This is a genomic window from Paenibacillus auburnensis (assembly GCF_927798115.1).
GTDB classification, from domain to species: domain Bacteria; phylum Bacillota; class Bacilli; order Paenibacillales; family Paenibacillaceae; genus Paenibacillus_AQ; species Paenibacillus_AQ auburnensis.
On sequence record NZ_CAKMMG010000001.1, the window covers coordinates 807,378 to 830,415 of the forward strand.

At 48.7% G+C, this 23,038-nt stretch carries 18 protein-coding genes and 1 riboswitch; of the genes, 13 read left to right on the forward strand and 5 right to left on the reverse strand.

Annotated elements, in window-relative coordinates; translation table 11 throughout:
• Nucleotides 1-3: 3 nt before the first annotated feature.
• The 3 genes from kdpC (at nucleotide 4) to L6H70_RS03680 (ending at nucleotide 4,754) form a co-directional block, all read left to right on the forward strand.
• Entirely contained in the window at nucleotides 4-618 is a 615-nt protein-coding gene (kdpC, locus tag L6H70_RS03670; protein ID WP_236329873.1) for a potassium-transporting ATPase subunit KdpC, read from the forward strand.
• A gap of 67 nt (nucleotides 619-685) precedes the next feature.
• Nucleotides 686-3,001, forward strand: coding sequence for a histidine kinase (locus L6H70_RS03675; protein ID WP_236329875.1), 2,316 nt, complete (start codon nucleotides 686-688; stop codon nucleotides 2,999-3,001).
• A gap of 274 nt (nucleotides 3,002-3,275) precedes the next feature.
• Nucleotides 3,276-4,754, forward strand: coding sequence for an Lsa family ABC-F type ribosomal protection protein (locus L6H70_RS03680; RefSeq protein ID WP_236329877.1), 1,479 nt, complete (start codon nucleotides 3,276-3,278; stop codon nucleotides 4,752-4,754).
• Between the two features lie 150 nt (nucleotides 4,755-4,904).
• On the opposite strand, the gene L6H70_RS03685 is transcribed toward L6H70_RS03680, so the two are convergent.
• Complete coding sequence (locus L6H70_RS03685) at nucleotides 4,905-5,801, reverse strand: LysR family transcriptional regulator (protein ID WP_236329879.1); 897 nt, start codon at nucleotides 5,799-5,801, stop codon at nucleotides 4,905-4,907.
• 124 nt (nucleotides 5,802-5,925) lie between these two features.
• Between L6H70_RS03685 and L6H70_RS03690 the strand changes: the two genes are divergently transcribed.
• Nucleotides 5,926-8,109, forward strand: a complete 2,184-nt coding sequence (locus L6H70_RS03690; protein WP_236329881.1) for a YhgE/Pip domain-containing protein — start codon at nucleotides 5,926-5,928, stop codon at nucleotides 8,107-8,109.
• Between the two features lie 91 nt (nucleotides 8,110-8,200).
• Here L6H70_RS03690 and L6H70_RS03695 read toward each other — a convergent pair whose 3' ends face one another.
• On the reverse strand, nucleotides 8,201-9,247 hold the full coding sequence (locus tag L6H70_RS03695; RefSeq protein WP_236329883.1) for an aromatic ring-hydroxylating oxygenase subunit alpha: 1,047 nt from the start codon (nucleotides 9,245-9,247) through the stop codon (nucleotides 8,201-8,203).
• 108 nt (nucleotides 9,248-9,355) lie between these two features.
• Nucleotides 9,356-9,458, reverse strand: a riboswitch (purine riboswitch).
• Nucleotides 9,459-9,724: 266 nt separating this feature from the next.
• On the opposite strand from L6H70_RS03695, the gene L6H70_RS03700 reads away from it, so the two are divergent.
• The 9 genes from L6H70_RS03700 to L6H70_RS03740 all read left to right on the forward strand — a co-directional run bounded on the left by L6H70_RS03700 (nucleotide 9,725) and on the right by L6H70_RS03740 (nucleotide 19,842).
• Nucleotides 9,725-10,222 carry a DedA family protein gene (locus L6H70_RS03700; protein ID WP_236329884.1) on the forward strand — a complete coding sequence of 166 codons (498 nt, stop codon included), beginning with the start codon at nucleotides 9,725-9,727 and terminating at the stop codon, nucleotides 10,220-10,222.
• Between the two features lie 107 nt (nucleotides 10,223-10,329).
• The gene (locus tag L6H70_RS03705; protein ID WP_236329885.1) at nucleotides 10,330-13,443 is read left to right on the forward strand and encodes a GNAT family N-acetyltransferase; all 3,114 of its coding nucleotides are present in this window, start codon (nucleotides 10,330-10,332) and stop codon (nucleotides 13,441-13,443) included.
• Between the two features lie 20 nt (nucleotides 13,444-13,463).
• Nucleotides 13,464-14,342, forward strand: coding sequence for an amidohydrolase family protein (locus L6H70_RS03710; protein ID WP_236329888.1), 879 nt, complete (start codon nucleotides 13,464-13,466; stop codon nucleotides 14,340-14,342).
• Nucleotides 14,343-14,380: 38 nt separating this feature from the next.
• Nucleotides 14,381-15,502, forward strand: a complete 1,122-nt coding sequence (locus L6H70_RS03715; RefSeq protein WP_236329889.1) for an NAD(P)/FAD-dependent oxidoreductase — start codon at nucleotides 14,381-14,383, stop codon at nucleotides 15,500-15,502.
• Between the two features lie 30 nt (nucleotides 15,503-15,532).
• Nucleotides 15,533-16,018, forward strand: a complete 486-nt coding sequence (locus L6H70_RS03720; protein ID WP_236329891.1) for a nitroreductase family protein — start codon at nucleotides 15,533-15,535, stop codon at nucleotides 16,016-16,018.
• A gap of 31 nt (nucleotides 16,019-16,049) precedes the next feature.
• Nucleotides 16,050-16,523, forward strand: coding sequence for a MarR family transcriptional regulator (locus tag L6H70_RS03725; RefSeq protein WP_236329893.1), 474 nt, complete (start codon nucleotides 16,050-16,052; stop codon nucleotides 16,521-16,523).
• Between the two features lie 151 nt (nucleotides 16,524-16,674).
• Nucleotides 16,675-17,910 (forward strand): MFS transporter, encoded by a 1,236-nt coding sequence (locus L6H70_RS03730; RefSeq protein ID WP_236329895.1) that lies wholly within the window; start codon nucleotides 16,675-16,677, stop codon nucleotides 17,908-17,910.
• Nucleotides 17,911-18,002: 92 nt separating this feature from the next.
• Complete coding sequence (locus tag L6H70_RS03735) at nucleotides 18,003-18,236, forward strand: DUF2188 domain-containing protein (protein WP_236329897.1); 234 nt, start codon at nucleotides 18,003-18,005, stop codon at nucleotides 18,234-18,236.
• A 163-nt stretch (nucleotides 18,237-18,399) separates the two neighbouring features.
• On the forward strand, nucleotides 18,400-19,842 hold the full coding sequence (locus L6H70_RS03740) for an amino acid permease (protein ID WP_236329899.1): 1,443 nt from the start codon (nucleotides 18,400-18,402) through the stop codon (nucleotides 19,840-19,842).
• On the opposite strand, the gene L6H70_RS03745 is transcribed toward L6H70_RS03740, so the two are convergent.
• From L6H70_RS03745 to L6H70_RS03755, 3 genes are all read right to left on the reverse strand, one after another.
• Nucleotides 19,839-20,471, reverse strand: a complete 633-nt coding sequence (locus tag L6H70_RS03745; protein ID WP_236333102.1) for a LysE family transporter — start codon at nucleotides 20,469-20,471, stop codon at nucleotides 19,839-19,841. The genes L6H70_RS03740 and L6H70_RS03745 overlap by 4 nt on opposite strands.
• 124 nt (nucleotides 20,472-20,595) lie before the next feature.
• The gene (locus L6H70_RS03750; protein ID WP_236329901.1) at nucleotides 20,596-21,117 is read right to left on the reverse strand and encodes a DUF3231 family protein; all 522 of its coding nucleotides are present in this window, start codon (nucleotides 21,115-21,117) and stop codon (nucleotides 20,596-20,598) included.
• 96 nt (nucleotides 21,118-21,213) lie between these two features.
• Nucleotides 21,214-22,875 (reverse strand): ribonuclease J, encoded by a 1,662-nt coding sequence (locus L6H70_RS03755; RefSeq protein WP_236329903.1) that lies wholly within the window; start codon nucleotides 22,873-22,875, stop codon nucleotides 21,214-21,216.
• Nucleotides 22,876-23,038 lie beyond the last annotated feature (163 nt).

Here is a 23,038-nt window from a genome sequence, read left to right on the forward strand (position 1 = left end):
ATAATGTTAAATAACGAATCAAACCAGCAATCTTCCGTTTCCAAGACATCTTATTTCATAAGCATAGTAAGGCTCAGCGCCGTATTAATTATTCTTTGCGGGATTGTTTATCCGCTGGCCTCTACTGCGCTTGCCCAGGTATTTATGCCTTCTCAGGCTAACGGCAGCCTGCTGAAGAACAGCAGGGGGGAGGTTGTCGGCTCCGAGCTGATCGGACAAAGCTTCACGGATCCGTCGTTATTCCAAGGCCGGGTATCGAGCATCAACTACAAGGCTGAAGCATCGGGCTCGAACAATTATGGCCCGTCCAATCCGGATATGCTGCAGCGCATTAGTGACAGCATCGCACAGTGGAAGAAGGATAACCCTGAGGTGCCAATTAGTCAATTGCCTGTTGATCTGATTACGAATTCCGGATCGGGTCTTGATCCTCATATCTCGCCTGCAGCTGCTAGGGTACAAATTCCAAGAATCAGTAACCTGACCGGCATTCCAGCGGATCAGCTTGAGGAACTGGTAGTGAAGACTACGGAAGGCCGTGACCTGGGCTTGTTTGGTGAGGAACGTGTAAATGTACTGAAGCTCAATTTGGCTCTATCAGAATTATCTAAGAAATAATCCGGCTCTTGCCCTGCCCGCGCGGTTTGCGGGCAGGGTACTTTCCGGTTATGGATGGAGGGTAGGTATGGCACCTTACAAACGTAAAAGCGCGGAAGAAATCCTGTATTCGATCTACAAGCTGCACCGGGGCAGATTAAAGATTATCATCGGTTCTGTCAGCGGCTCGGGTAAAACTTATCATATGCTGGAGGAAGGCAAGCTGCTGAAACAGCAGGGCATTGATGTGGTCATCAGTGCAGTTTCGACTATGGGGCGGTCTGAAACTGTCCAGCAGCTGGCGGATCTTGAACGGATACCCAGCATTCATTGGTGGCAGGGCAGCAAGGAGCAGAAGGATCTTCCATTAGACACCTTAATTGAACGCAATCCGGAAGTGGTTCTCGTGGATGGTCTGGCTCACCGCAACCGCGAGGGAGCCCGTTATCCGACAAGACTGGAAGATATAAGCTATTTAATGGACAACGGGATCAGCGTCATTACGACGATCAATGTTTATGAGCTGGGTGGAGTAGGCGAAACCATTTTTCAAATGACGGGTATCCGTGCAGAAGAGACGGTTCCGCTGAATACATTGGAGCTTGCGGATGAAGTGCGGCTGATCGATGTATCGCCAGAGACGATACTTAAGCGGATAGAGGAAGGCATACTGGGTGATCAGGCACATCCTGCTATGTCCCGTAGAGGAAATCTCGGCGTTCTCCGTGAATTGTCACTGCGTTTGGTGGCGGAAGGTGTAAATGAATCACTGGAAAAATACCGCGAAGCAGAGGGACTTACCGGCCCCTCCGGTGCTACGGAGCGGATTCTGGTTTCCAGCCAGTATCATTGGAACGGCTCGCTCTACGTGAGGAGAGGCCAGCAGATTGCCAAGCGACTAAACGGTGATCTGCGGGTTGTAACCTTTGTATTGCTGGGCCGCAAACTGACCAAGGAACAGCAGACCTTCAAGCGCTCGATCATGAAGCTGGTTGACCGGGTGGAAGGAAAATTCGAAGAGCTTCAGCTGGACCATATCCGCCAGCTACCCTCTGTCCTTGTACGGTATGCTACGCAAAATAACGTGACCCGGATTGTGATGGGGCATTCGAAAAAAAGCCGCTGGCAGGAAAAGTGGCAGGGCTCCATTGCGAATCAGGTGCTGCGGAAAACGCAGAACATCGACGTGTTTCTGATGGCAGACCGGGTGCAGCAGGACGGGGAACGGATTTTACCGGTCAAATCGCAATCCATTAGTTCAGAAGAGCCTTTTCATCGTCTGACCCGTCAAGAGCTGGAGCAGAAGATTGAAACGATTAGGCGAGGAACCTTTAAGGTCTATATCGGTGCGGCTCCCGGAGTAGGCAAAACCTATAAAATGCTGCAGGAGGGCAATCTTCTGCTAAACCGGGGGATCGACGTGGTGATCGGTCTGCTGGAAACCCACGGAAGAAAAGAAACCCAGGCGCAGATCGGCGGGTTACCAATGATTCCGCGGGCCAGGATTCCCTATCAGTCTACTCTGCTGGAAGAAATGGATACTGAAGCAATCATAATCCGCCACCCGGAGGTTGTACTGGTGGATGAGCTAGCCCATACCAATGTGCCCGGCAGTCAGAGCGGTAAGCGGTATGAGGATGTTATCCGTCTTTTGGAAAACGGTATTTCTGTCATCACTACGGTGAATGTTCAGCATCTCGAAAGCCTGAATGATGCTGTTGCCCAGTTAACGGGTGTGCGGGTTCGCGAGACCGTGCCGGATGCGATACTAAAAATGGCTGGCGAAGTCGAGTTGATCGACGTCACGCCGCAAATGCTGCAGGAGCGGATGCGGGAAGGGAAAATTTACGCCTCCGAGAAGGTGAATCAGGCGCTGGAATCCTTTTTTAAGCTCGGCAATCTAATAGCGCTGCGCGAACTGGCCCTTCGTGAAATCGCGGATGATGTAGATGAACGGCTGGAAGCATGGGATCGAGATACATCCCTGCGCGGTCCCTGGAGCAGACGTGAGGTTATCTTTGTGTGCGTGGATCTGGGGCCGCAGGCAGAGCGGTTGATCCGCCGCGGCTTCCGTATCGCCCACCGCTTAAAAGCAGAATGGTATGTGAATTATGTGCACTGCGGGGCGCCCCTCATGGATGATGGGCAGAAGCGGCTTGAGACACTGCGGCATTTGACGGAAAGGTTAGGCGGGATAATGGAAACTGCCGAGGCGGGCAGCGGCGGTAATTTTCATGAGCACCTGTTAAGCCGGATGAATGATGTGCATACGACCCAGCTGATTATCGGGCAATCTAGAAGAGCGCTATGGCGGTCTTTTTTCAAGGAAAGTCTTGTACATTTCCTGCTTCGGAATGCACGCCATATGGATATGCTGATTGTAGCGGATTTGAGGAAGTGTTGAAATCGAATAGCGGCAATGTTATGATACCAGTACCTAAATGACAGGAGTTGACAAGGATAATGTAGGATTTCTTGCGCTTATATAAAACAATAAAACAGTTCCTGCGAGTTCTATTTCGCATGTTTTATTCTTTATATGCAAGAAAGTTACTGCATCCTTTCACTCAGATATTAGCCTGTTCAGCCCCGACGGCGGGCTGGGTTTGCTGTATTTATTTGAGCTGCGAGAAGCTAACTTTCTTGCAGCTCATTTTTTTATACAGGAGGATTACTTCATGTCATTAATTAATGTGTCGAACTTAACGTTTGCCTATGACGGCAGCTACGATAACATCTTCGAGAATGTAAGCTTTCAGCTGGATACCGATTGGAAATTAGGATTTACCGGGAGAAACGGAAGAGGAAAAACGACCTTTCTGAATTTGCTGCTCGGCAAATATGAATACAGCGGAAGTATATCCGCGAAAGTCAGCTTTGAATATTTTCCTTTCCCGGTAGAGCATAAAGAATATCTGACTATAGACGTGATCGAGGAAATCTGCCCGGATGTCCAGCAGTGGCAATTCATGCGTGAGCTCACCTTGCTTCAGGTTTCTGATGATGTACTCTACCGTCCATTTGAATCGCTGTCGAACGGAGAGCAGACGAAGGTGCTGCTGGCAGCTTTATTCCTGATGGAGGACCGATTTCTGCTGATCGATGAACCGACCAATCATCTCGATATGGAGGGAAGACAACTTGTCAGTGATTATCTTAAAGGGAAAAGCGGCTATATCCTGGTGTCCCATGACAGGGCCTTCCTGGATAATTGTGTAGACCATATTCTCTCCATCAATAAGACTGGGATTGACATTCAAAAAGGCAATTTCTCCGAGTGGTGGGACAATAAAGAGCGGCAGGATGCTTTTGAGCTGGCGGAGAATGACAAGCTGCGTACAGACATCAAACGCCTGTCGGATGCCGCCAAACGCACTAGCAACTGGTCACATGAAGTAGAGAAGACAAAAAACGGCACACGGAATTCAGGCTCAAAGTTAGATAAAGGCTATGTCGGACATAAGGCCGCCAAAATGATGAAGCGCTCGAAATCCATCGAGCAAAGGCAGCAGACGGCCATCGACGAGAAATCCAAGCTGCTTCAGAACATAGAGAGCTCCAGCAGCCTTAAGATTACCCAGCTTGCCTATCATAAGAAACAGCTTGCTGAATTTGACCATGTCTCCATTCATTACGGGGAGCGTACAGTATGCACTGACGTTAGCTTTGTGATTGAACAGGGGGAGCGTATCGCCCTTTCCGGCAAGAATGGCTCCGGGAAATCCAGTCTGCTCAAACTGCTCACCGGTGACAAAATCAGCTATTCCGGGATTGTCCGAACAGGCAGCCAACTGAAAGTCTCCTACGTATCCCAAGATACTTCATTCCTTCAGGGCAGCTTATCGGACTATGCTCGGCAGCATGATCTTGATGAAAGCCTGTTTAAAGCAATCCTCAGAAAACTCGATTTTGCCAGAGTGCAATTTGAAAAGGATATGTCATCGTACAGCGGAGGCCAGAAAAAGAAAGTGCTGATCGCCCGCAGCCTTAGTGAGAAAGTTCATCTGCATATCTGGGATGAGCCGCTTAATTATATTGACATCATCTCCCGGATGCAAATCGAGGAGCTGCTGCTTGAATTCACGCCAACCTTGCTGTTTGTTGAGCATGACCGGGAGTTTTGCAAGAACATTGCCACTAAGGTCATTGAACTTTAATCGGTTATACGCTCCTCGATCTAAAGCACCCGCGCCAGCTGACCGGTTACAAAATCCTATCTTTTCTAAGCTATCCACCGAATATATTACCACCTAAGCCGCGGTCATCGCGGCTTTTTGGTATGACGCTTGTATCCGCGATTCCGCACCTCACTTAAAGCCTTGGCCCACCCGGTTCATGAAAATATTTAATACCTTGTGGCTGGTGTTCTCAGCCTTCCGGACCCCGTACAGATAATGCTTCTTGGCATCCGTGATAATTAGCGGAATCATGGTAATATCGGCCCCGGCTTTTATCCACGGATAGCCCTTAAGAGAGAAGTCGGTAGCTATCGTAACTGCGAGATTCTCTCTTACTGCCCTATGTATCGCTTCCACATGGTTGGTTCGGAATAGAACATCTGCTGAATCCCCGAGCCGGGCGACTATATTAGCAATATATTTGTCGTCATACAATACAAAACTGCAGTTCCGCAGATCATCCGGCGTCACACTCTGTTTGGCTGCGAGCGGTGACTGTTTGCTTACCCCGATAACGAGTCCGCCCTCAATGATCTCTTCAAAATATAAATCGGGATATTTCTCATTTATGCTGGACAGCAATATAAAAGCAAGATCAAGACTGCCATCCGATACTTCCCTTATCAAATCTACTGTTCCGCCCTCAATAATCTCAAGCTGCAGGCTGGGATAGTCCTTCTTGAGCTGTACCAGCACATCCACCAGCAGGCCCATCGGTCCGGGAATGGTGCCTATCCGGATTTTGGCATTATTAATCCCGTTGTAATTTTGCGCTTCAATACGCAGCTCTTGCACTTCCTTGAGAATATTCTTCGCCTTCTGGATAATCAGTTCACCTTCCGGCGTCTGAACAGCACCGCTGCGGGAGCGGATAAAAATCTTCATGTTCAGTTCCTGCTCCAGCAGGGAAATTGACCGGCTGACACCAGCGACAGTCATTAGCCGGTTCTGCGCGGCGCGGGTAAGTGATCCGCATCGGGCAACTTCCACGATACATTCCAGCTGTTCCAGATTCACCAGGTTCACACTCACTTTCCTTAACTAAAAGTTAACAAATATAAATATATTATTAATTTAATTAATTAAAAATATATGTTAGTATGTGCCAGAAGTCAATATAGGAGAACACAGAGAATAAGGAGAAATAATCATGCGTGGATTAAATGTTTTCGTCCAGGATTTGAAAAAGATGCTGCAAAACCGGACCAGCCTGATCACTATGGTCGTCGTCGCCTGTTTGCCGGTTCTGTATAGCGGAGTGATGATAAAAGGCTCATGGGACCCTTATGGACAGCTGGATCAGCTTCCGGTAGCCATTGTCAATCTTGACACAGGGGCTGAATTTGCCGGCAGCGAGCTGCATATCGGTAAAGATGTAGTGGAGGAGCTAAAGACAAACGGCAGCTTCAAATGGTCGTTTGTCAGTGAAGAGCAAGCCCAAGAAGGGATTACCGGCAATGAGTACTATATGACAGTAACGATACCGGCTGATTTCTCGCAAAAAGCAACTACATTGATGGATGATCAGCCTGAGCAGGCAGAAATCACCTATGAACCGAACTGGAATTACAATTATGTCGGCGGACAGATTGGCAGCAATGCTGTAAAAGAAATCAAATCCAGCATTTCAGCTCAAATTACCGAGTCATACGCCCGCAGCCTCTTCGATCATATTAAGGAAATCTCTGCAGGGCTGGGTCAGGCAGGCAGCGGAGCTGAACAGCTTAACAACGGTGCGGATAAGCTGGAGTCCGGTGCCAGGATGCTTAAAACCAATATCGGCAAGCTTGCTGAAGGGACACAGCAGGTGGAGAATGGGGTGAAGCCGCTGGAGCAGGGAGCTGAGAAGCTGCATAGCGGAGCGGCTTCGTTATTTGCCGGTGCAGGCAACTTGACGGATGGATTGAAGCAATTGTCCTCCGCCGAAGGTCAGCTGGAAGCAGGCGCTGAGAGTGCTAACGCTGGCGCAGGCCAGTTGACAGGAGGCCTGCAGACTTCTACGGCTGGCAGCAAAGCATTGGTTACCGGCCTTGAAGCTTCCGTAGAAGGGGCTGTCAGGCTTGTTTCAGGGCTGAATGCTTCCGCGACATCCAGCTCGAAGGTGGCCGACGGTGCCAAGCAGGTCGCCGAAGGGCTGGAACAGCTGGCCGGGGCCAATGCCCAGCTGGCCCAGAATCCGCTTATCCAGCAGCTGCTGGAAGCCAGCCGGAAGGTGGCGGAGGGCAGCCAAGCGCTAAGCGCTGTGCAGGCACAGCTGCTAACCGGCAGTGAGTCGCTGGCGGCAGGCCAGCAGCAGTTGCTGGCGGGCGGCCGCAAACTTGCGCAAGGGCAGCAGGAGCTGCTGCACGGAGCTGAACAGCTGGCCGCCGGGAACAGCCGGCTGGCAGGCGGAGTGAAGCAGTTCGGCAGCAGGCTGGACCTTGCAGCAGCAGGTAGCAAAGAGCTGGCTGCCGGTGCCGGCCGCCTGAGCACCGGAATTACGGAGCTCAGGCATGGATTAGCTCAGCTTAGCGGCGGTGCTGCTAAGCTGGCAAGTGGCTCGCAGCAGCTAAGCAGCGGAGCCGGGCAGCTGCAAAGCGGTGCAGGGCAATTAGCCGGCGGGCTGGATGAGCTTGCCGGGAAGCTGAATGATGCACAGGGGCAGACCTCATCTGTGAAGAATAATGATGTAACAGTCAGCATGTTTGCTGATCCGGTGAAGCTAACAGAGAACACAGACAGAAAGGTAGAGGTATACGGCCTGGGCATTGCTCCATATTTCCTGTCCATGGCTCTCTTTGTCGGAGGTCTTGTATTGACTGTGGTAATCCCGGCGCGCACCTCGACCGTTACAGGTTCACAGCCGTTTGGCCGCTTCCTGAGCCGGACGCTGACATTCATGATGATGAGTGTTGCCCAGTCACTGATTGCTGCCCTGATTCTGCTGTACGGGATTGGTATCAATGTCCAGAGTGTACCGCTATTTCTGCTGTTTACGTTCTTTACGAGTCTCACCTTTCTGATGATTATACAAACTATTGTCACCTGGCTTGATATGCCAGGCCGGTTCGTCGTGATTATTCTGCTGATTCTGCAGCTCACTTCGAGCGCAGGCACATTTCCCCGGGAACTGCTGCCGGAATGGATGCAGCGCTTGAATCCCTATCTGCCGATGACTCATAGTATCCGCGGGCTTAAGGCTGTCATTTCCAGCGGTGATTACAGCTTAATGTGGCATCAGGCCGGTATCCTTTTGTGTTATGCCGCAGGCTTCGTGCTCTTGACGCTGCTTTACTTCTTGCGCCAGAACGGCAACCCTATTGAAAAGGGGAAAGGGGCAGGAGCAGAATTTTGAATTAATCAATGAAAAAGGGTGAATGTATCTGTTCTAACTAAAGAACATGTACATTCACCCTTATTTGTTCAGCAAATAACTCTTTATGAACTCAGGAGGTATAATTTCTTCCAAGACCTAATTCAGTCAGCAGCTGTCTGTACGCGATAGAAGTGCGGTCAGCCGGAATATGGGCTTCGGCGGTCAGATCCAGCGGCAGATCTTCCGGTGTCTGCGCTTCGACCATCGCTCTGTCTTCCGAGAACACCTGGAGATTGAAGTTAATCGTATCTTCGATCGGCACACTCTTGTCAAAGTTACGTGAGATGGGGCAGAACAGCCGGGTATATCTTGCAGATACAGGAGAAGCGCAGTTCAGGATCATCAGCTTTCCATCCTCGGGAAAATGTACGGTAAGGGATGCGGCGAACGGTGCAAACACCCGGAATGCCCGCAGCCACATGAAGCCTTCCGGTGCCGGATTCTCCTGGCCTTTACCGTAGTTGCTGACGGTGCTCCAATAATCGGCAAACAGCTCATTCCCTTCACGTCTTACTTTGTACTGCGGAACCTCAGTGTTATCGGGGTCAGCGAACGAATTTGCATGTACATAAGCGAAATGTGAGACGTCCAGGAAGCCTTCCATCTGTCGGCCGGACGAACCGGCAATGTCGAAGCTTGGCGGCAGAATGTTAATGAAATCCGGATCATCCCAGCCGGAGAATTCCGGGATTTGCTCCTCAGTTCCTGCCAGCGAGGTCCAGATAAGACCGTATTTCTCCACAACAGGATACATGATCAGCTTCAGCTTCGGTGAGATCTTGGCGGTCGGATGCGCCGGAACTGAAGTGCAGGCCCCTTCACAGTTGTAGCGGAAGCCATGATAAGGGCAGACAATCTCTTCATTCTCGACCCAGCCCAGACTTAAGGGAGCACCCCGGTGGAAGCAAAGATCACGGGCAATTACAACCTTGCCATGACTGCGGTAACAGACCAGCTTAACATCCAGTAGTTTAACTGAAACCGGCTTATATTGAATTTCTTCAGCAATAGCCACCGGGTACCAGTACTGGGACAGAACCTGCCAGTCATTCGGGGTAAAGGTACAGTCACGGGGAAGCTGCATTTGGAATTCGGCAAGCGCACTAATCTTAGTCATAGTTGGTTCGCTCCTTTAGAAAATGTTGTAGTAATGCAATAAACCCCAGGCGGAAGAGGCGCCAAGTGAAGCAGTCCTTGTATTCTAGCAGTCAAAATACAAGCCTGATCCACTCATGCATCCTCTTGTAGCCTGGGGCAATTTACGGTTGCCTGGTCGAGACGCCCACTCCGATTAATGGGCTTATACAAGATTTCATATGTTATTTAATGTGACATTTATCATATAATTTATAATAAACACAGCTCATATTTTTGTCAATGTTATTTTTAATGACATATCATTCGTCTATTTCGGTTAGAGATAGTGTAGTGATTCATTTCTTTGTTAGTTTACATATCGGGATATCTCAAGGAGAAAAGTTAGCGAAATCATTCTTACCTTCGCATCTATTGCCTTGCAGTGAAAAGTACTGATGAAGTCGTCTGTTATAGTGTGGGATTTGAACGGAAAAATTCGTCAACAGGAAGTGAATAGATGCCTTGGATGATTGAGATGATTTCACAGTACGGATATTTAGCCATATTTGCTCTTCTGGCGCTCGGTATTATTGGGCTTCCCGTACCGGATGAGCTGTTGACGCTGTTTGTAGGTTACTTGTCCTCTGTAATGGTGCTGAATTTTACGATAACTGTCCTGGTTTGTTTCATAGGTTCAATTACCGGTATGCTGATCAGCTATACCATAGGTTTAAGGCTGGGACAGCCGGTGATCGATAAATTCGGGAAATGGGTAGGGCTTACACCCAAGCGGTTTGCCAGTGTGAAAAGGTGGTTTTCCCGCTTCGGAAACTGGACGATATTCTTTGCCTACTTTATTCCGGGAATTAGACATGTCACAAGCTATATCTCCGGCATCAGTGCCATGTCGTTCAGAAAGTTCCTGCTCGTAACATTAGCTGGCGCTTTCACATGGTCGCTTCTGTTTGTTTCTATCGGCTATTTTGCCGGGGCCAGGCTGCCTATCTTGAAATAGCTTTGGATGAACTTACTAGTATATACTAGAAAAGTAATATACAAGATTATCCATACCTTACCATGAAAAGTAAGGCGTACACAGTAATCAAAGGAGGTACTATATTAATGCTGCAAGCTGGAGAAGCCGTTATCGAAGAATATGAACCCCGCAAACACGCGAAGTCCATTGCGGAGATGTGGAACAGAAGTTTTGAAAGCTGGGGAGGAGATAATGCTTATCAGACGGAACAAAGTGTGATCGATGAGCATCGCAATAGCACTCACCTCAAGCTGTTTCTGGCTGTAGTCGCCGAAGAGGTCATCGGATACTGCAGCTTCTCTCATTACAAAGAAGATACGGGAGCATTATATATACCTTTGCTGAATGTCCGGCCTGATTACCACGGCCGCAAAATCGGCAAAATGCTAGTACGGCGTGCTCTTGAGGAAACTATTAAGCTTGGCTGGCCGCGACTGGACCTGTATACCTGGCCCGGCAACACCAAAGCGGTTCCGACCTATAAGAAAAGCGGATTTTTCTGGGAAAAACGCGATGACTCCACACACCTAATGAACTTTATCCCTTCTGTCCTGCAAACCGGAGCGGTCAAACATTACTTTGAAACGATAGACTGGTATAAAGACAGTACCCGTAAAATCTCGGTTCAGCCGGACGGGCGGAAGGAAAACGGTTTTGATTACTTTACATATACCTGGAGCAAGGATTCGCTTCAGCTGAAGATGGAGTATGAACGGTCCGGGCGGGGCCTGCGGCTGATTGAAACTGAGGATTATCTGATTCAGGCGACCATTCCGCGGCAGCATCAGCTTCCTTTTGGAAACAGTTATCCTATTGTCTATGAAGCGGTGAATAAAAGCGGACAACCCTTAACCCTACAGGTTAGAAGCATCAGCAATAAGCAAATCAATTTTGAGCTGAATGAATCCAGGGTTATTACGGCAACGGAGTCGATTGAAGGCAGCTTTTATATCCATCCGGTGGAAGAAGAACAAAATGCTTATCAGACACATCCGGTCGTGGAAGCCGAACTGCTTATTAACGGCTTACCCGCCGTTTTTAAACTTGGTGTGGAGCCGAAGTTTCCGGTTAAGCTCAAGCTGGAGCTGCCGAATCGGACCATTTTTGCCGGAGAAGAGATTGAGCTTGATTTGACTGTGGAGAATGAATACGACACCGAGACGGTTTTCGCTTTTGATTTGCCTAGTGATTCCATTCTAGCCTTTAATGAACCTTGCGTAAGGATCGCAGTTCCTTCTAAAGGCCGGAGAACGGTTCCGCTTGCGGCTAAAGTTCTGGCATATGGACTGTGGCATCATCGTGTAAATATTACCGCGAGTGAAGATAGCCGTGAGTCTTCGGCCGTTCAACAAGAGCTTAGTGTCGTGTTCTCCGGACTTCATACCGCTTTTGGCGGTCAAACGGATATGGGCTGGATGATCAGTAGCGGACCGTATTCGGCACATCTTGATAAATTCAGCAATGCTCTTACCTTTTATGAGGGCAGAAGTTTGGCGTTCAAGCTGCTCCATCCCAAATTCGGTCTGCCTTATACCAATGAATTCAAGAAAAACCCTGTTTTACAGATGCTCCATTACAGGGAAGAGGAGGCTATGGTGCTGGAAGCCCAGTACGGGCTGGACTCCTCAGCCGGGTTACTGTTTACTGTAGTAGTAAAGCTGTATAGCAACGGAATATTTACCCGTCATTACAAAATTCATAATACATCTTCTACAGACAGGAACGAGGAACTCTACCTGAAGGACAGCTTTAGCTTTGGTCTTGACGGAGGGGTGATTCCTTATCGGGGAGAGTATATAGACTTGCATCAAGGCGTTCATGCTTCCAGTCCGGATTATTGGGAAGTACAGGAGCTTACGGAGAATTGGCTGTTTGCAGATGACGGTACATCAACGCGGGGGATTACCTGGCCGGCAGAGTTGAAGCTAATCCGGGACCATTGGATGTATGCCGTAGAGCATCAGCTTAAGGAGGTACCTGCCGGCAGCGTCATTCAGACCAAGCCGCTCCGTGTTGCTCTGGGAACCTGGAGCAGCTGGCGTGATTTCCGTTCGTTCGCTTTGCTCCAGGGAGATTCGCAGGACAAGAACACTTCACCGCAGCTAAAAATCATCTTTAATGACGAGAATCCTTTTGTAAACGGATCACCGGTAGTGCGGCTTCAGGAGCACAAGAAAATCTTTTTAGACGGCCGGGTAGGCGTTTCTTCTGTATTAAACAGCATCGAGGAACACGGCTTTGAAGTGAATGTGGAGCAGAAACTCACCGAGGTTAACCTTCCGCTGCTCTCAAATAAGGGTGCAGAAGCTGATCTTGTAACCGTGCAGCTTGATTTGGATATTTACGAAATGGATAAGAGTTACCTTGTATTTCCGGGCTCCGGCAACCAAATGATCCAGGAGACCAGATATATAGAACAGGCTGAGGTGCTCATTGCGGATAATGGGGTGCTTAAGATTCAGGCCAGCAGCAGCTTTGCTCCGGCATTGTTTTCGCTACAGTACCACGGCGAGGAGTGGCTTGATTCCTCTTTCCCGCATCCGGCGCCGAAATCCTGGTGGAATCCTTGGATGGGCGGACTTTCAGCCGGCTTCGACGGGATCTCTCCGCTCAGCCTGATCGAAGAGCCGCGGGAAGCCGCTTTTGCTGAAATGCGTGATAATAAGGGGAACCGCTGGTCGGGCATCCGGATGAGTGTAACCATAACGAATAATCCGAAATTCAGGGGGCTTACCCTGCATCATTATTTTCTGCTCCTTCCCGGTGCACCTATTCTTGCTTCTACAGTAAGGATTGAGCAGCATACCGGATCGCCTCTGTATCCGCTTGAGCTTATCTCATCGGGCTACTACAAGACAGGCTGTGAGCTGATGGATAGCAGAGGGCGTGTAAAGAACGCTAGCGGTGAGAACATTATCTATAAAGCGGGCAGAGTACAATGTGAATTGAACAGTCCAAGCGGGATCATTCAATATAGCTCCAGAGAGCGGAAGCAGCAGTTGACCTTAATCGCTAATCCGGAGCTGGATGCTACCGAGCTGATGGTAAACACCCATGTGATAGCATCCTATACAACAGAGAAGCTATATTTGCGGGACGGGATCGGGCAGTTCAGCAAACCTCAGTTTCATCTCATCTCGGACCTGAAGATTCCGGAGCAAGCCTACGAAGATTTGTTAACGGTCAAGTTTATGAAGTAAACTGAAGAGAGGACTTTTCCATGAAAATCATAGATGCACATGTTCATTACTCCAATATTGAGGTCTTTCATGAGACGGCGCAGACATTAGCCAATATCGATTACTCCGAAAAAGGACTGCTTGAAGAGTTCCGGCGTGCCGGTGTGATTGCTGGTGTAGGGATGGGCGTTACTGAAACTATAGCCGGTGCGTTTCCTGATGCCGCGGCATTGAATCCGATGCTGCTGGATTTGGGCGGACAGCTTCCGGGCAATCTGTTTACCTGTGTCGGGATCAATCCGCTGACCCTGCATCTGGAGGGCCAGCTTGAAGCTCTGGAAGAATCGCTGCGCCAGGAGAAGACTGTCGGCATCAAACTGTACGCGGGCTATTATCATTTCAATGTCGGAGATGAGATCTATTCGCCAGTGTACAAGCTGGCTTCCAAATACCAGCTTCCTATTGTCATACATGGCGGGTTAACCTATTCGGACAGAGGGCTACTTAAATATTCGCATCCGCTGTCTATGGAAGAGACATTCTTGAAGCATCGTGACATTACCTTTATGCTCTGCCATCTGGGTGATCCGTGGGTTATGGACACGGCGGCGCTGCTGGAGAAGAATCCGAATCTGTACACAGATCTGTCCGGCTGGATCGTTGGTGATCCTGCAAAAGTTGACCGTCTTCTGACGGAGCAGACCTATACGGACCATTTCCGCCGCGCCATCGTATTTGCCGAGAAATATGACCGGCTTGTCTTTGGCACCGACTGGCCGCTGGTTCCGCTGGAGGCGTATATTAAGTTTGTTAAACATCTCATCCCGGAAGCTTACTGGGACGAAGTCTTCTATAAGAACGCACTGCGTGTGTTCCCTAAGCTGGAACAGCTGATCAGTGAATTATTATCGAAAGAATAGTAGAAGAAAGCATGTTTGTCCAGGAGAGGAATGTCATCATGAAGAAAGTCATCGTCATCGGAGCGGGGATTCTCGGCGCTTCAACCGCATATCAGCTGGCAAAATCGGGAGCAGAAGTGCTGATTATAGACCGTAAGGATCAAGGGCAGGCGACGGATGCCGCTGCCGGTATCATTTGTCCCTGGCTGTCGCAGCGGCGTAATCAGGCGTGGTACAGACTGGCAAAAGCAGGTGCACGGTTTTACCCCGGGTTAATTGCGGAACTCCAAAGCGAAGGTGAGACAGATACAGGGTATGCGAACGTAGGCGCTTTAAGTATTCATCACGATGTAGAGAAAATCAGCAGGATGCATGAGCGGGCACAAACGAGGCAGGCGGATGCGCCTGAGATCGGCGGGATTACGGTACTTAATGAAGAAGAAACTCAGAGCCGGTTTCCGTTATTAGCCGGAGGCTACCATTCCGTGCAGATCAGCGGTGCTTCGCGTATAGACGGGCGTGCGCTGCGTGACGCACTGCTGCGTTCAGCCCAAAGAAACGGGGCCGTCCTGATGTACGGGGACGCAGCACTGCTATTTGACAATAATCGTGTCACCGGAGCAGTTGCCGGAGGCAAAAGCTTCACTGCAGACACCGTTATTGTCTGTGCAGGCGCTTGGGCAAATCCTTTGCTGCTGCCCTTGGGCATCCGCTTCAAGGTTCATTTCCAAAAAGCGCAGATCATGCATGTACAGGTTGCTGACCAACAAGATACCGGTGCCTGGCCGGTAATCATACCACCTACGGATCAATATCTCCTCTCTTTCGAGGACCGGAAAATCGTCATAGGGGCGACTCACGAAAATGATATCGAAGGCTATGATACAAGGGTCACAGCAGGCGGGATGCAGGAGATTCTGGATAAAGGCCTGGAGCTTGCACCCGGTTTAGCTGACAGTACTTTTCAGGAGGTCAGAGTGGGATTCCGCCCGTTTACCCCGGGTTTTCTTCCGGTGATCGGCGCTTTTCCCGGCTGGGAGGGACTTATCACGGCTAACGGACTAGGGGCATCCGGCTTAACGATGGGGCCATTTATTGGCAGTCAGCTGGCGAAACTCGCACTTGGGTTGGAATTAGATATCGAACTTCATGATTACGATGTTCAAAAAGCAGTCGAGTAGGCTATACAAGAGAGGAAGGTGCCTCAAGCAATGACAATCATTGACCTAATCAAAACGCGGAGAACCATTAAACAATTCAAGCCTGATGCCATTAGTGAAGAGGCCGTGCTCTCCTGGCTGGAAGCTGCAAGCTACGCCCCGAATCACCGGATGACCGAGCCTTGGGAGATTCTATTCCTTGGAGCAGAGACTCGAGCCAAGCTGAATCACAAAACAAACTTTGGCGGTGCTCCAGTCGTTCTTGCCTTATTGTCTAAACCCGCGGCTACTCCGTTTGAACGGGACGAGAATGTAATGGCTGCCGCCTGTTTTGCACAAAATTTCTTGTTGGCTGCCCATGAAGCTGGCGTTGGTGCGTACTGGGCATCCTTAGGGGCTTTGCCCCACAATCGTGCCACTCTGGGTGTGCCGGAAGATTACGATGTAATCGGTATATTCGGGATCGGCTATCCGGAGGAAGTTCCGGCGCTCAAGCCGAGAAGTCCGCTAGCCTCCAAAATTACTTATTTAACATAATGGTATGTATGCAAGGGTAGGGGGACAGGCCATGAACAAAGAAGAACAACTCACCACCGGTTTCAGGGACTTATATAACAAGATGGTTTCACTTAATAAAGATAAGATGGAAGATGCGCTTAGAGGTTATAAAGCTTCTGAAGTACACTGCGTAGAATACATTGGGAAAAATGCAGATTCCAACGTGACAAAGCTTGCGGAATCCTTTTATATGACTAGAGGTGCCATAAGTAAAATAACAAAAAAGCTCATCGAAAAAGGCCTAATCGAAAGCTTCCAGAAGCCGGACAATAAGAAAGAAATCTATTTTAGGCTTACTGCGCAAGGTGAAGTAATATATAACATCCACGAGGGACTGCACCAAGAATTTCAAGAGCGGGATAAGGCCGTTTTTGAACAAGTCACTGAGGAGCAAATAAACAGTATGCTTAGCTTTGTAGAGAAGTATAATTCGCATTTGGATGCAGAAATAAAGAAAAAAGGTATGAATATTAAGCCGGAATAAAATAGAATCATGAAATCAAACCTCAGGCAGCCAGGCTCTTAAAAGAGCAGGCTGCTTTTTTTAATTATATTTTTGTTGACTAGGAAACAATAATAAGATACGATGTTTTTGTTTCCCAGGAAATTAAATATAGGTTTTGAAAGGAGAATTCATGTTTAGATCCAGATCAAAACATAAACCAGACGCGGAACAAACCGTAGATAAACACGCTTTAATATTCGGTCTTATCTCTGTGTTTCTGTGCGGATTAGGTTTCAGTATCATAGCACCTGTCGTCCCGTTCATAGTACAGCCCTATATAACTCATCCGGGAGATCAGGCGATTGCAGTTACGCTGTTGACCTCTGTTTATGCAGTCTGTGTGTTTTTTGCGGCTCCCGTCCTTGGGGCTTTAAGCGACAAATATGGCCGTCGTCCACTGCTCCTGATTTGTCTGCTGGGTTCTGCAGCCGGGTACTTCGTTTTTGGCCTGGGTGGAGCGCTATGGGTCCTATTTGCCGGGCGTATTGTTGAAGGTATAACAGGCGGGAGCATAAGCACCATCTTCGCGTATTTTGCAGACATTATTCCTCCGCACCAGAGAACCAAATATTTTGGCTGGGTAAGTGCGGTTGTAGGTGCCGGCACGGTGATTGGCCCGACAATAGGCGGATTCCTAGCCAGGTTTGGTTATTCTGTACCCCTGTATTTTGGAGCTTTAGTCACTTTATTGAATGTGGTGTATGGATTGTTTTTTATGCCTGAGAGCCTTGAAAAGAAGAATAGACTGAAAGAGATTACCTTGATAAGACTGAACCCTTTTACACAGCTTGCAAACCTGCTTTCCATGAAAAATTTAAGAAGACTGCTGATCTCAGCGTTCCTTCTTTGGATACCAAACGGATCTTTACAGGCCGTCTTTTCACAATTTACATTGGATACCTTCAGCTGGAAGCCTGCACTTATCGGACTTATGTTTTCAATTATGGGTTTCCAGGATATCTTTTCCCAGGCTTTCATAATGCCCAAGCTTTTGAAGAAACTTAGTGATCAGCAGATAGCAATTACCGGAATGGTGTCAGAAATTATTGGCTATAGTCTTATTGCGCTATCCGCTTTATTCTCCTTCTATCCGCTTATGATCGCAGGCATGTTTATTTTTGGTTTTGGTGATTCGATCTTTGGGCCTTCATTCAATGGAATGCTCTCCAAGTCTGTAGATTCCAGTGAACAAGGAAGGATTCAAGGAGGCAGCCAGTCTATTCAGGCTTTGGCAAGAGTGATCGGTCCCCTCATCGGAGGTCAGATCTATGTTTCGCTTGGGTCTGCCTCACCCGCTTTTATGGGGATGATCCTTATCGCAGCAGCAATACCTGTTTTGTACAAAAGAACGTATGTAAAGGTGTAGCGATTTAAATGATGGCACGAAACTCTTGGTTGTAGATTCAATGATACGGTTAATAATTGGCAAACAGGACTCTGTAGAGGAGGGACTTGCCAATGGAAGATCAGCGCAAGCATCAAATTCATACGACCCCAAGTGAAGATGGCGGTTGGGATAATCAGGAGGGCGGCGGCAAGAAGCTCAGCCATCACCGCACCAAGGAACAGGCAGAAAAGGCCGGGAAAAGGGAAGCGATAAAAGCCCAAACGGAGCTGAAAATTCATAACAGGGACGGTAAAATATCCGATTCAATCAGCTACGGAAACGATCCATATCCGCCCAAAGGATAGAAACCCCGGTCATTCTTCCGGATACCCGCATTGTGGAGGCTAGTTGTCCATATGCGGGTTTTTGCTGCGGATTGAGAATTAATTTTTTCATGAATTTAGGCTAAAAGGGGATTCTAAATAATGAGAGAACTCTCAAATCCTAAATGTGATGAGGACGGAATTCATGAACCAAGCTTCAGATAAGGCCCAGGAGGGCAAAAAATTAAAATGGTGGCAGCTAAGTTTATTAGGAGTAGCCGGAACCATAGGTACAGGGTACTTTCTTGGCTCGGGCCTCGCGATCACGATTGGCGGACCCGCAGTACTGCTAGTCTACACTTTAGCGGCAATTGGAACCTATATGGTATTTGATGCATTGGCCCGAATGACGGCACAACATCCCGAGCAGGGCTCCTTCCGGTCCTATGCCAAAAAGGCTTTCGGCAGCTGGGCCGGATTCGGGAGCGGCTGGGTATACTGGTTCTCAGAACTATTGATTATGGGGAGTCAGCTCACGGCCTTGTCCATCTTCTCCCGTTTCTGGTTCCCGGCTGTGCCGATGTGGATCTTTGCTGCTGGTTTTGCCGTCTTGGGCCTGTGCATTGTTTTCTTTGGCAATAAAGGGTTTGACCGGGTTGAAAATGTGCTGGCTGTCATTAAAGTGGCTGCTATTCTGATGTTCCTGGTTATTGCAGTAGCTCTACTGGCCGGATGGATTGGCGGCGGCAAGTATACACCAAAACTTCCGTTAAGTATGCCTGAACTGTTGCCGTCAGGGACGATTGGATTATGGTCAGCCTTTATTTTTGCTTATTATGCCTACGGCGGCATAGAAGTGCTCGGTATTATGTCCTACAGGCTTCAGAAACCTGAGGAGGCCCCCAAAGCGGGCAAGGTAATGCTGCTGGTCCTGGCTGTGTTATATGTCCTGTCCATCGGACTGGCTGTGACGATGGTACCTCTAAAGGCCTTCAATCCGAAGGAAAGTCCGTTTGTGCTTGCCCTGCGGAGTGACCACTTGGCTTTTGTGCCGCATGTATTTAACGGTGTGTTAATTGTTGCCGGATTCTCTACAATGACCGCATCGCTCTATGCTATAACTTCCATGATGCTCACGCTTGCCCAGGAAGGAGATGCCCCAAAGGTTTTCTCGAAGAAACTGAAGGATAAATATCCGCTATACGCCCTTTGCCTGATTGCTTTCGGTTTGCTGGGTGCAATCATGATGTCGCTGTGGTTACCGGGTAAGGTATATGAATACATTACTACAGCCGCCGGACTTATGATTTTGTATAACTGGTCCTTTATCCTGCTCTCATCAGCAAGACTGCTTAAGCCGGATAAATTAAGCGGAATTAAACGCTGGATCGGATTATTGCTGATTGGTGCAGCGGTTGCGGGCACGCTTTTTCATGCAATCAGCCGTCCGGGATTCTACATTAGTCTGTTGATTGTTGCTGTAATTGCTTTAAGTGACTTCATTGTTCAGAGGGTGCGGAAAAAGCATTCTGCCGGTACTTCAGACCAGGAAGCTAACCCTGATATAATGACGGGTGCACACCATAGCCTGCCTGGCGGGCCTGAGTTCCGGATTAAAGGCATCCGGCTGCGTAAGAATAAGGTTTAGCTGAAAAAGAGCAGCCGGGCAGCCTGTACGCCAAAGTAAAAGCCAAATACAATCAAGGATAGGCCTGATAAGACAGAGATCCCCCGCAATACCCGTACGGTCAGCATTTTGCGGAAAATACTGGAGGCAGCAGCCATGGTTACATCCCAAAGCAGAATGCCGAGTACAATCGCTCCGCTGTATAGTAATAATTGCTGCATCGGATACTCACTGGCGGCCTTGGCCAGAATCGAGCCGTAAATGCCCAGCCAAAACAGGATGGAGAGGGGATTGAACAGCGACATCAGGAATCCAGACAGATAGGATCTGAAGAGAGAAGCCTCACTTCCTCTCATTTCCATTGCGGTAATTTCTCCAGTGTTTCTGATGCTGTCCACACCGGTATAGACCAGGACAAAGAAACCAAACAACCATAAGAAGGCTTTCACAAACGGCGCGTCAAGCAGATGAATCATACCGAAATAAACGAGCAGCATGTAAATGATATCGGCGCTTATCGCCCCCAGGCCGACAGCCCAGGCATGCCAAAACCCGCCGCGCAGACCCTTGTCCAGCTGCGCTGCATTAATAGGGCCCAGAGGCGCCGAAAGGGATAACCCCAGAAAAATGTACCCGATAAAAATATTAATGGTGTCGTCCTCCTTTTTTAGATAGTCTATTCTGCAAAAGGACGATGTAGGACAACCAAAACAAAGGCCCGCGAAAGATCGCGGGCCTTCTTTACTTCCAAATATGGCAGGAAAAGCTCAATACTTAAGCATTAACAGGTTCTGGTCTTTTTACTTGAAGCGGTGGTGGAATGAGCCAGCCCTTTTTCTTGGACAGATGAAGGACCTTAAGGCCGATGCCGGCTTTGGTCAGATGATATTTGCCAAACAAAGCCCCGATATCTTCACGGATCGATTGGCCCATCATTTGGCTGCAGGCCACAAGACCGGCTGCATTATCAGCTGCAAGTTTGGCTGCGATTTCGGGATCTGTAAACCGCGCACCAACAGGAATATCCTCCAGCTTAGCTTCTGGCCGGTTCGGATATACCGGAGCCGAAGCCAGCCCTTGCTCTGCCAGCAACGCATCACATTCACTGATTTCCAGTTCCGCCTGATCAATCATCGAATTTAGTACTTTTTTGAGATCATTGTCACCTGCATGATACAAAAAAGCCCGGTAACAAGAAAGTGCACCCTTAGCCACCATAGAGGCTTGCCATACCCCGTAGACTTCACCATAATGCATCGGTTCTTCTTTTGGATTGCCGCCTAAAATTCCTGTCATAATCAAGCTCCTTTGACGTTAAATTTGAACCATAGTTAGCATACCCATTAAGGCGGATCATCTTGCGTAATTTTCACTAATGAATAAGGTATGGATCTACACTTCAATAATGATTGGGAGTATCATTGGCCGCCGTTTCGTCCGCTCATACAGAAATTTGCCTAAGATTTCTTTGATGGTCTGCTTCATAATGCTCCATTGGCCAAGATCGGCCTTATTCATTTTCTCCAGTGTTGCTGCGACCAATTGATTGATCTCTTCCATCAGCGTGTCTGAATTGCGTACGTAAATGAAGCCGCGGGAAATGGTATCTGGTTCATTCAGCAGCCGGCCATCGGCTTGGCTTAATGTGATTACTGTAATCAGGACACCGTCTGCAGACAATTGGCGCCGGTCGCGCAGGACCACATTCCCGATGTCGCCAATTCCAAGCCCGTCGACAAAAATTTGCCCAGCAGGCACCCGGCCTGATTGGCGGACAACACCGCCAGATGACTCCACAAGCTCACCATTCTTAAGCAGGAAGATTTTATCCCCATCGACACCGACAGCTTCTGCCAACAGGCGGTGATGGTGCAGCATGCGGTATTCCCCGTGAATCGGAATAAAGTATTCCGGCTTCATTAGCGTCAACATCAGCTTTAACTCCTCCTGGCTGCCATGCCCGGAGACGTGAAGTTCACTTCGGGAGCCATAAATGACTTTAGCACCGAGTATATAGAGGTTGTCGACAATCCGGGACACATTGCGTTCATTTCCGGGAATCGGATTAGCGGCGAGCAACACGGTATCTCCGGCACTGATACTCATCTGCCTGTTACTCGAATTCGCCAGACGGGACAAAGCTGCCATCGGTTCGCCTTGGCTACCTGTACACATCACGGCCACCTCATGCGGCGGCAACTTGGCTGCTTCTGCGGGTTCAACGAGCATACCTTCCGGAATGTTCAGATAGCCCAGTTCCTGGGATACGGCTACAACATTGACCATGCTTCGGCCAAGCAAGGCAAGCTTGCGTCCGGTCAATACCGCGGCATCCACAATTTGCTGCAGCCGGTGGACGTTGGAAGCGAAGGTAGAGACAAAAATTCTGCGGTCCGCTTTTTGGAAGGCTTCTTCCATATGGGCGCCTACGAGCTTCTCGGATGGAGTAAATCCGGGACGTTCAGCATTTGTGCTCTCCGAGAGCAGAAACCGGACACCTTTTTTGCCGATGTCAGCCATTTTATGTATATCCGGGTACTGCCGGTTGACGGGGGTCATATCAAATTTGAAATCGCCTGTATGCACTACCGTCCCTTCCGGTGTATCAAAGACCACGCCCAGGCAATCCGGAATACTGTGATTCGTGTTAAAGAAGGACACTGAAATGGAACCAAAGGTGAGAACGGAATCCGAATCAATGCGATTCAGGCTGGTCTGGCGGAGCAGTCCATGCTCCTTGAGTTTATTCTCAATGAGTCCCAGTGTCAGACGTGAAGCGTAGAGCGGCAGGTTTAATTGCTTGAGAAGATATGGAATGCCGCCAATATGATCCTCATGCCCATGTGTCACAATCAGGGCTCTTAACTTGTCGAGATTATTCAATAAATAAGCAACATCGGGTATGATCAGATCAATGCCAAGCAGACTCTCATCCGGGAATTTAGAGCCGCAGTCAATCACAATAATGTCATCTCCGTATTGCAGGAAATACATATTCTTGCCAATCTCATGAACCCCTCCTAATGCTGCGATCCACAACCGTTCCTCAGCCATATCATTATCCCTCCTTATATAGTTATCCGTAGTATGGGTAGAGCAATGGATAAGTATCCATTTTTCTCTTACAGCGGATTATGGCTTTAGGATGTATAAGATGGATTGACTTTTCTGTCTTTTAAATATATTGTAGACACATTAAGTCTGTAATTGATGAGGG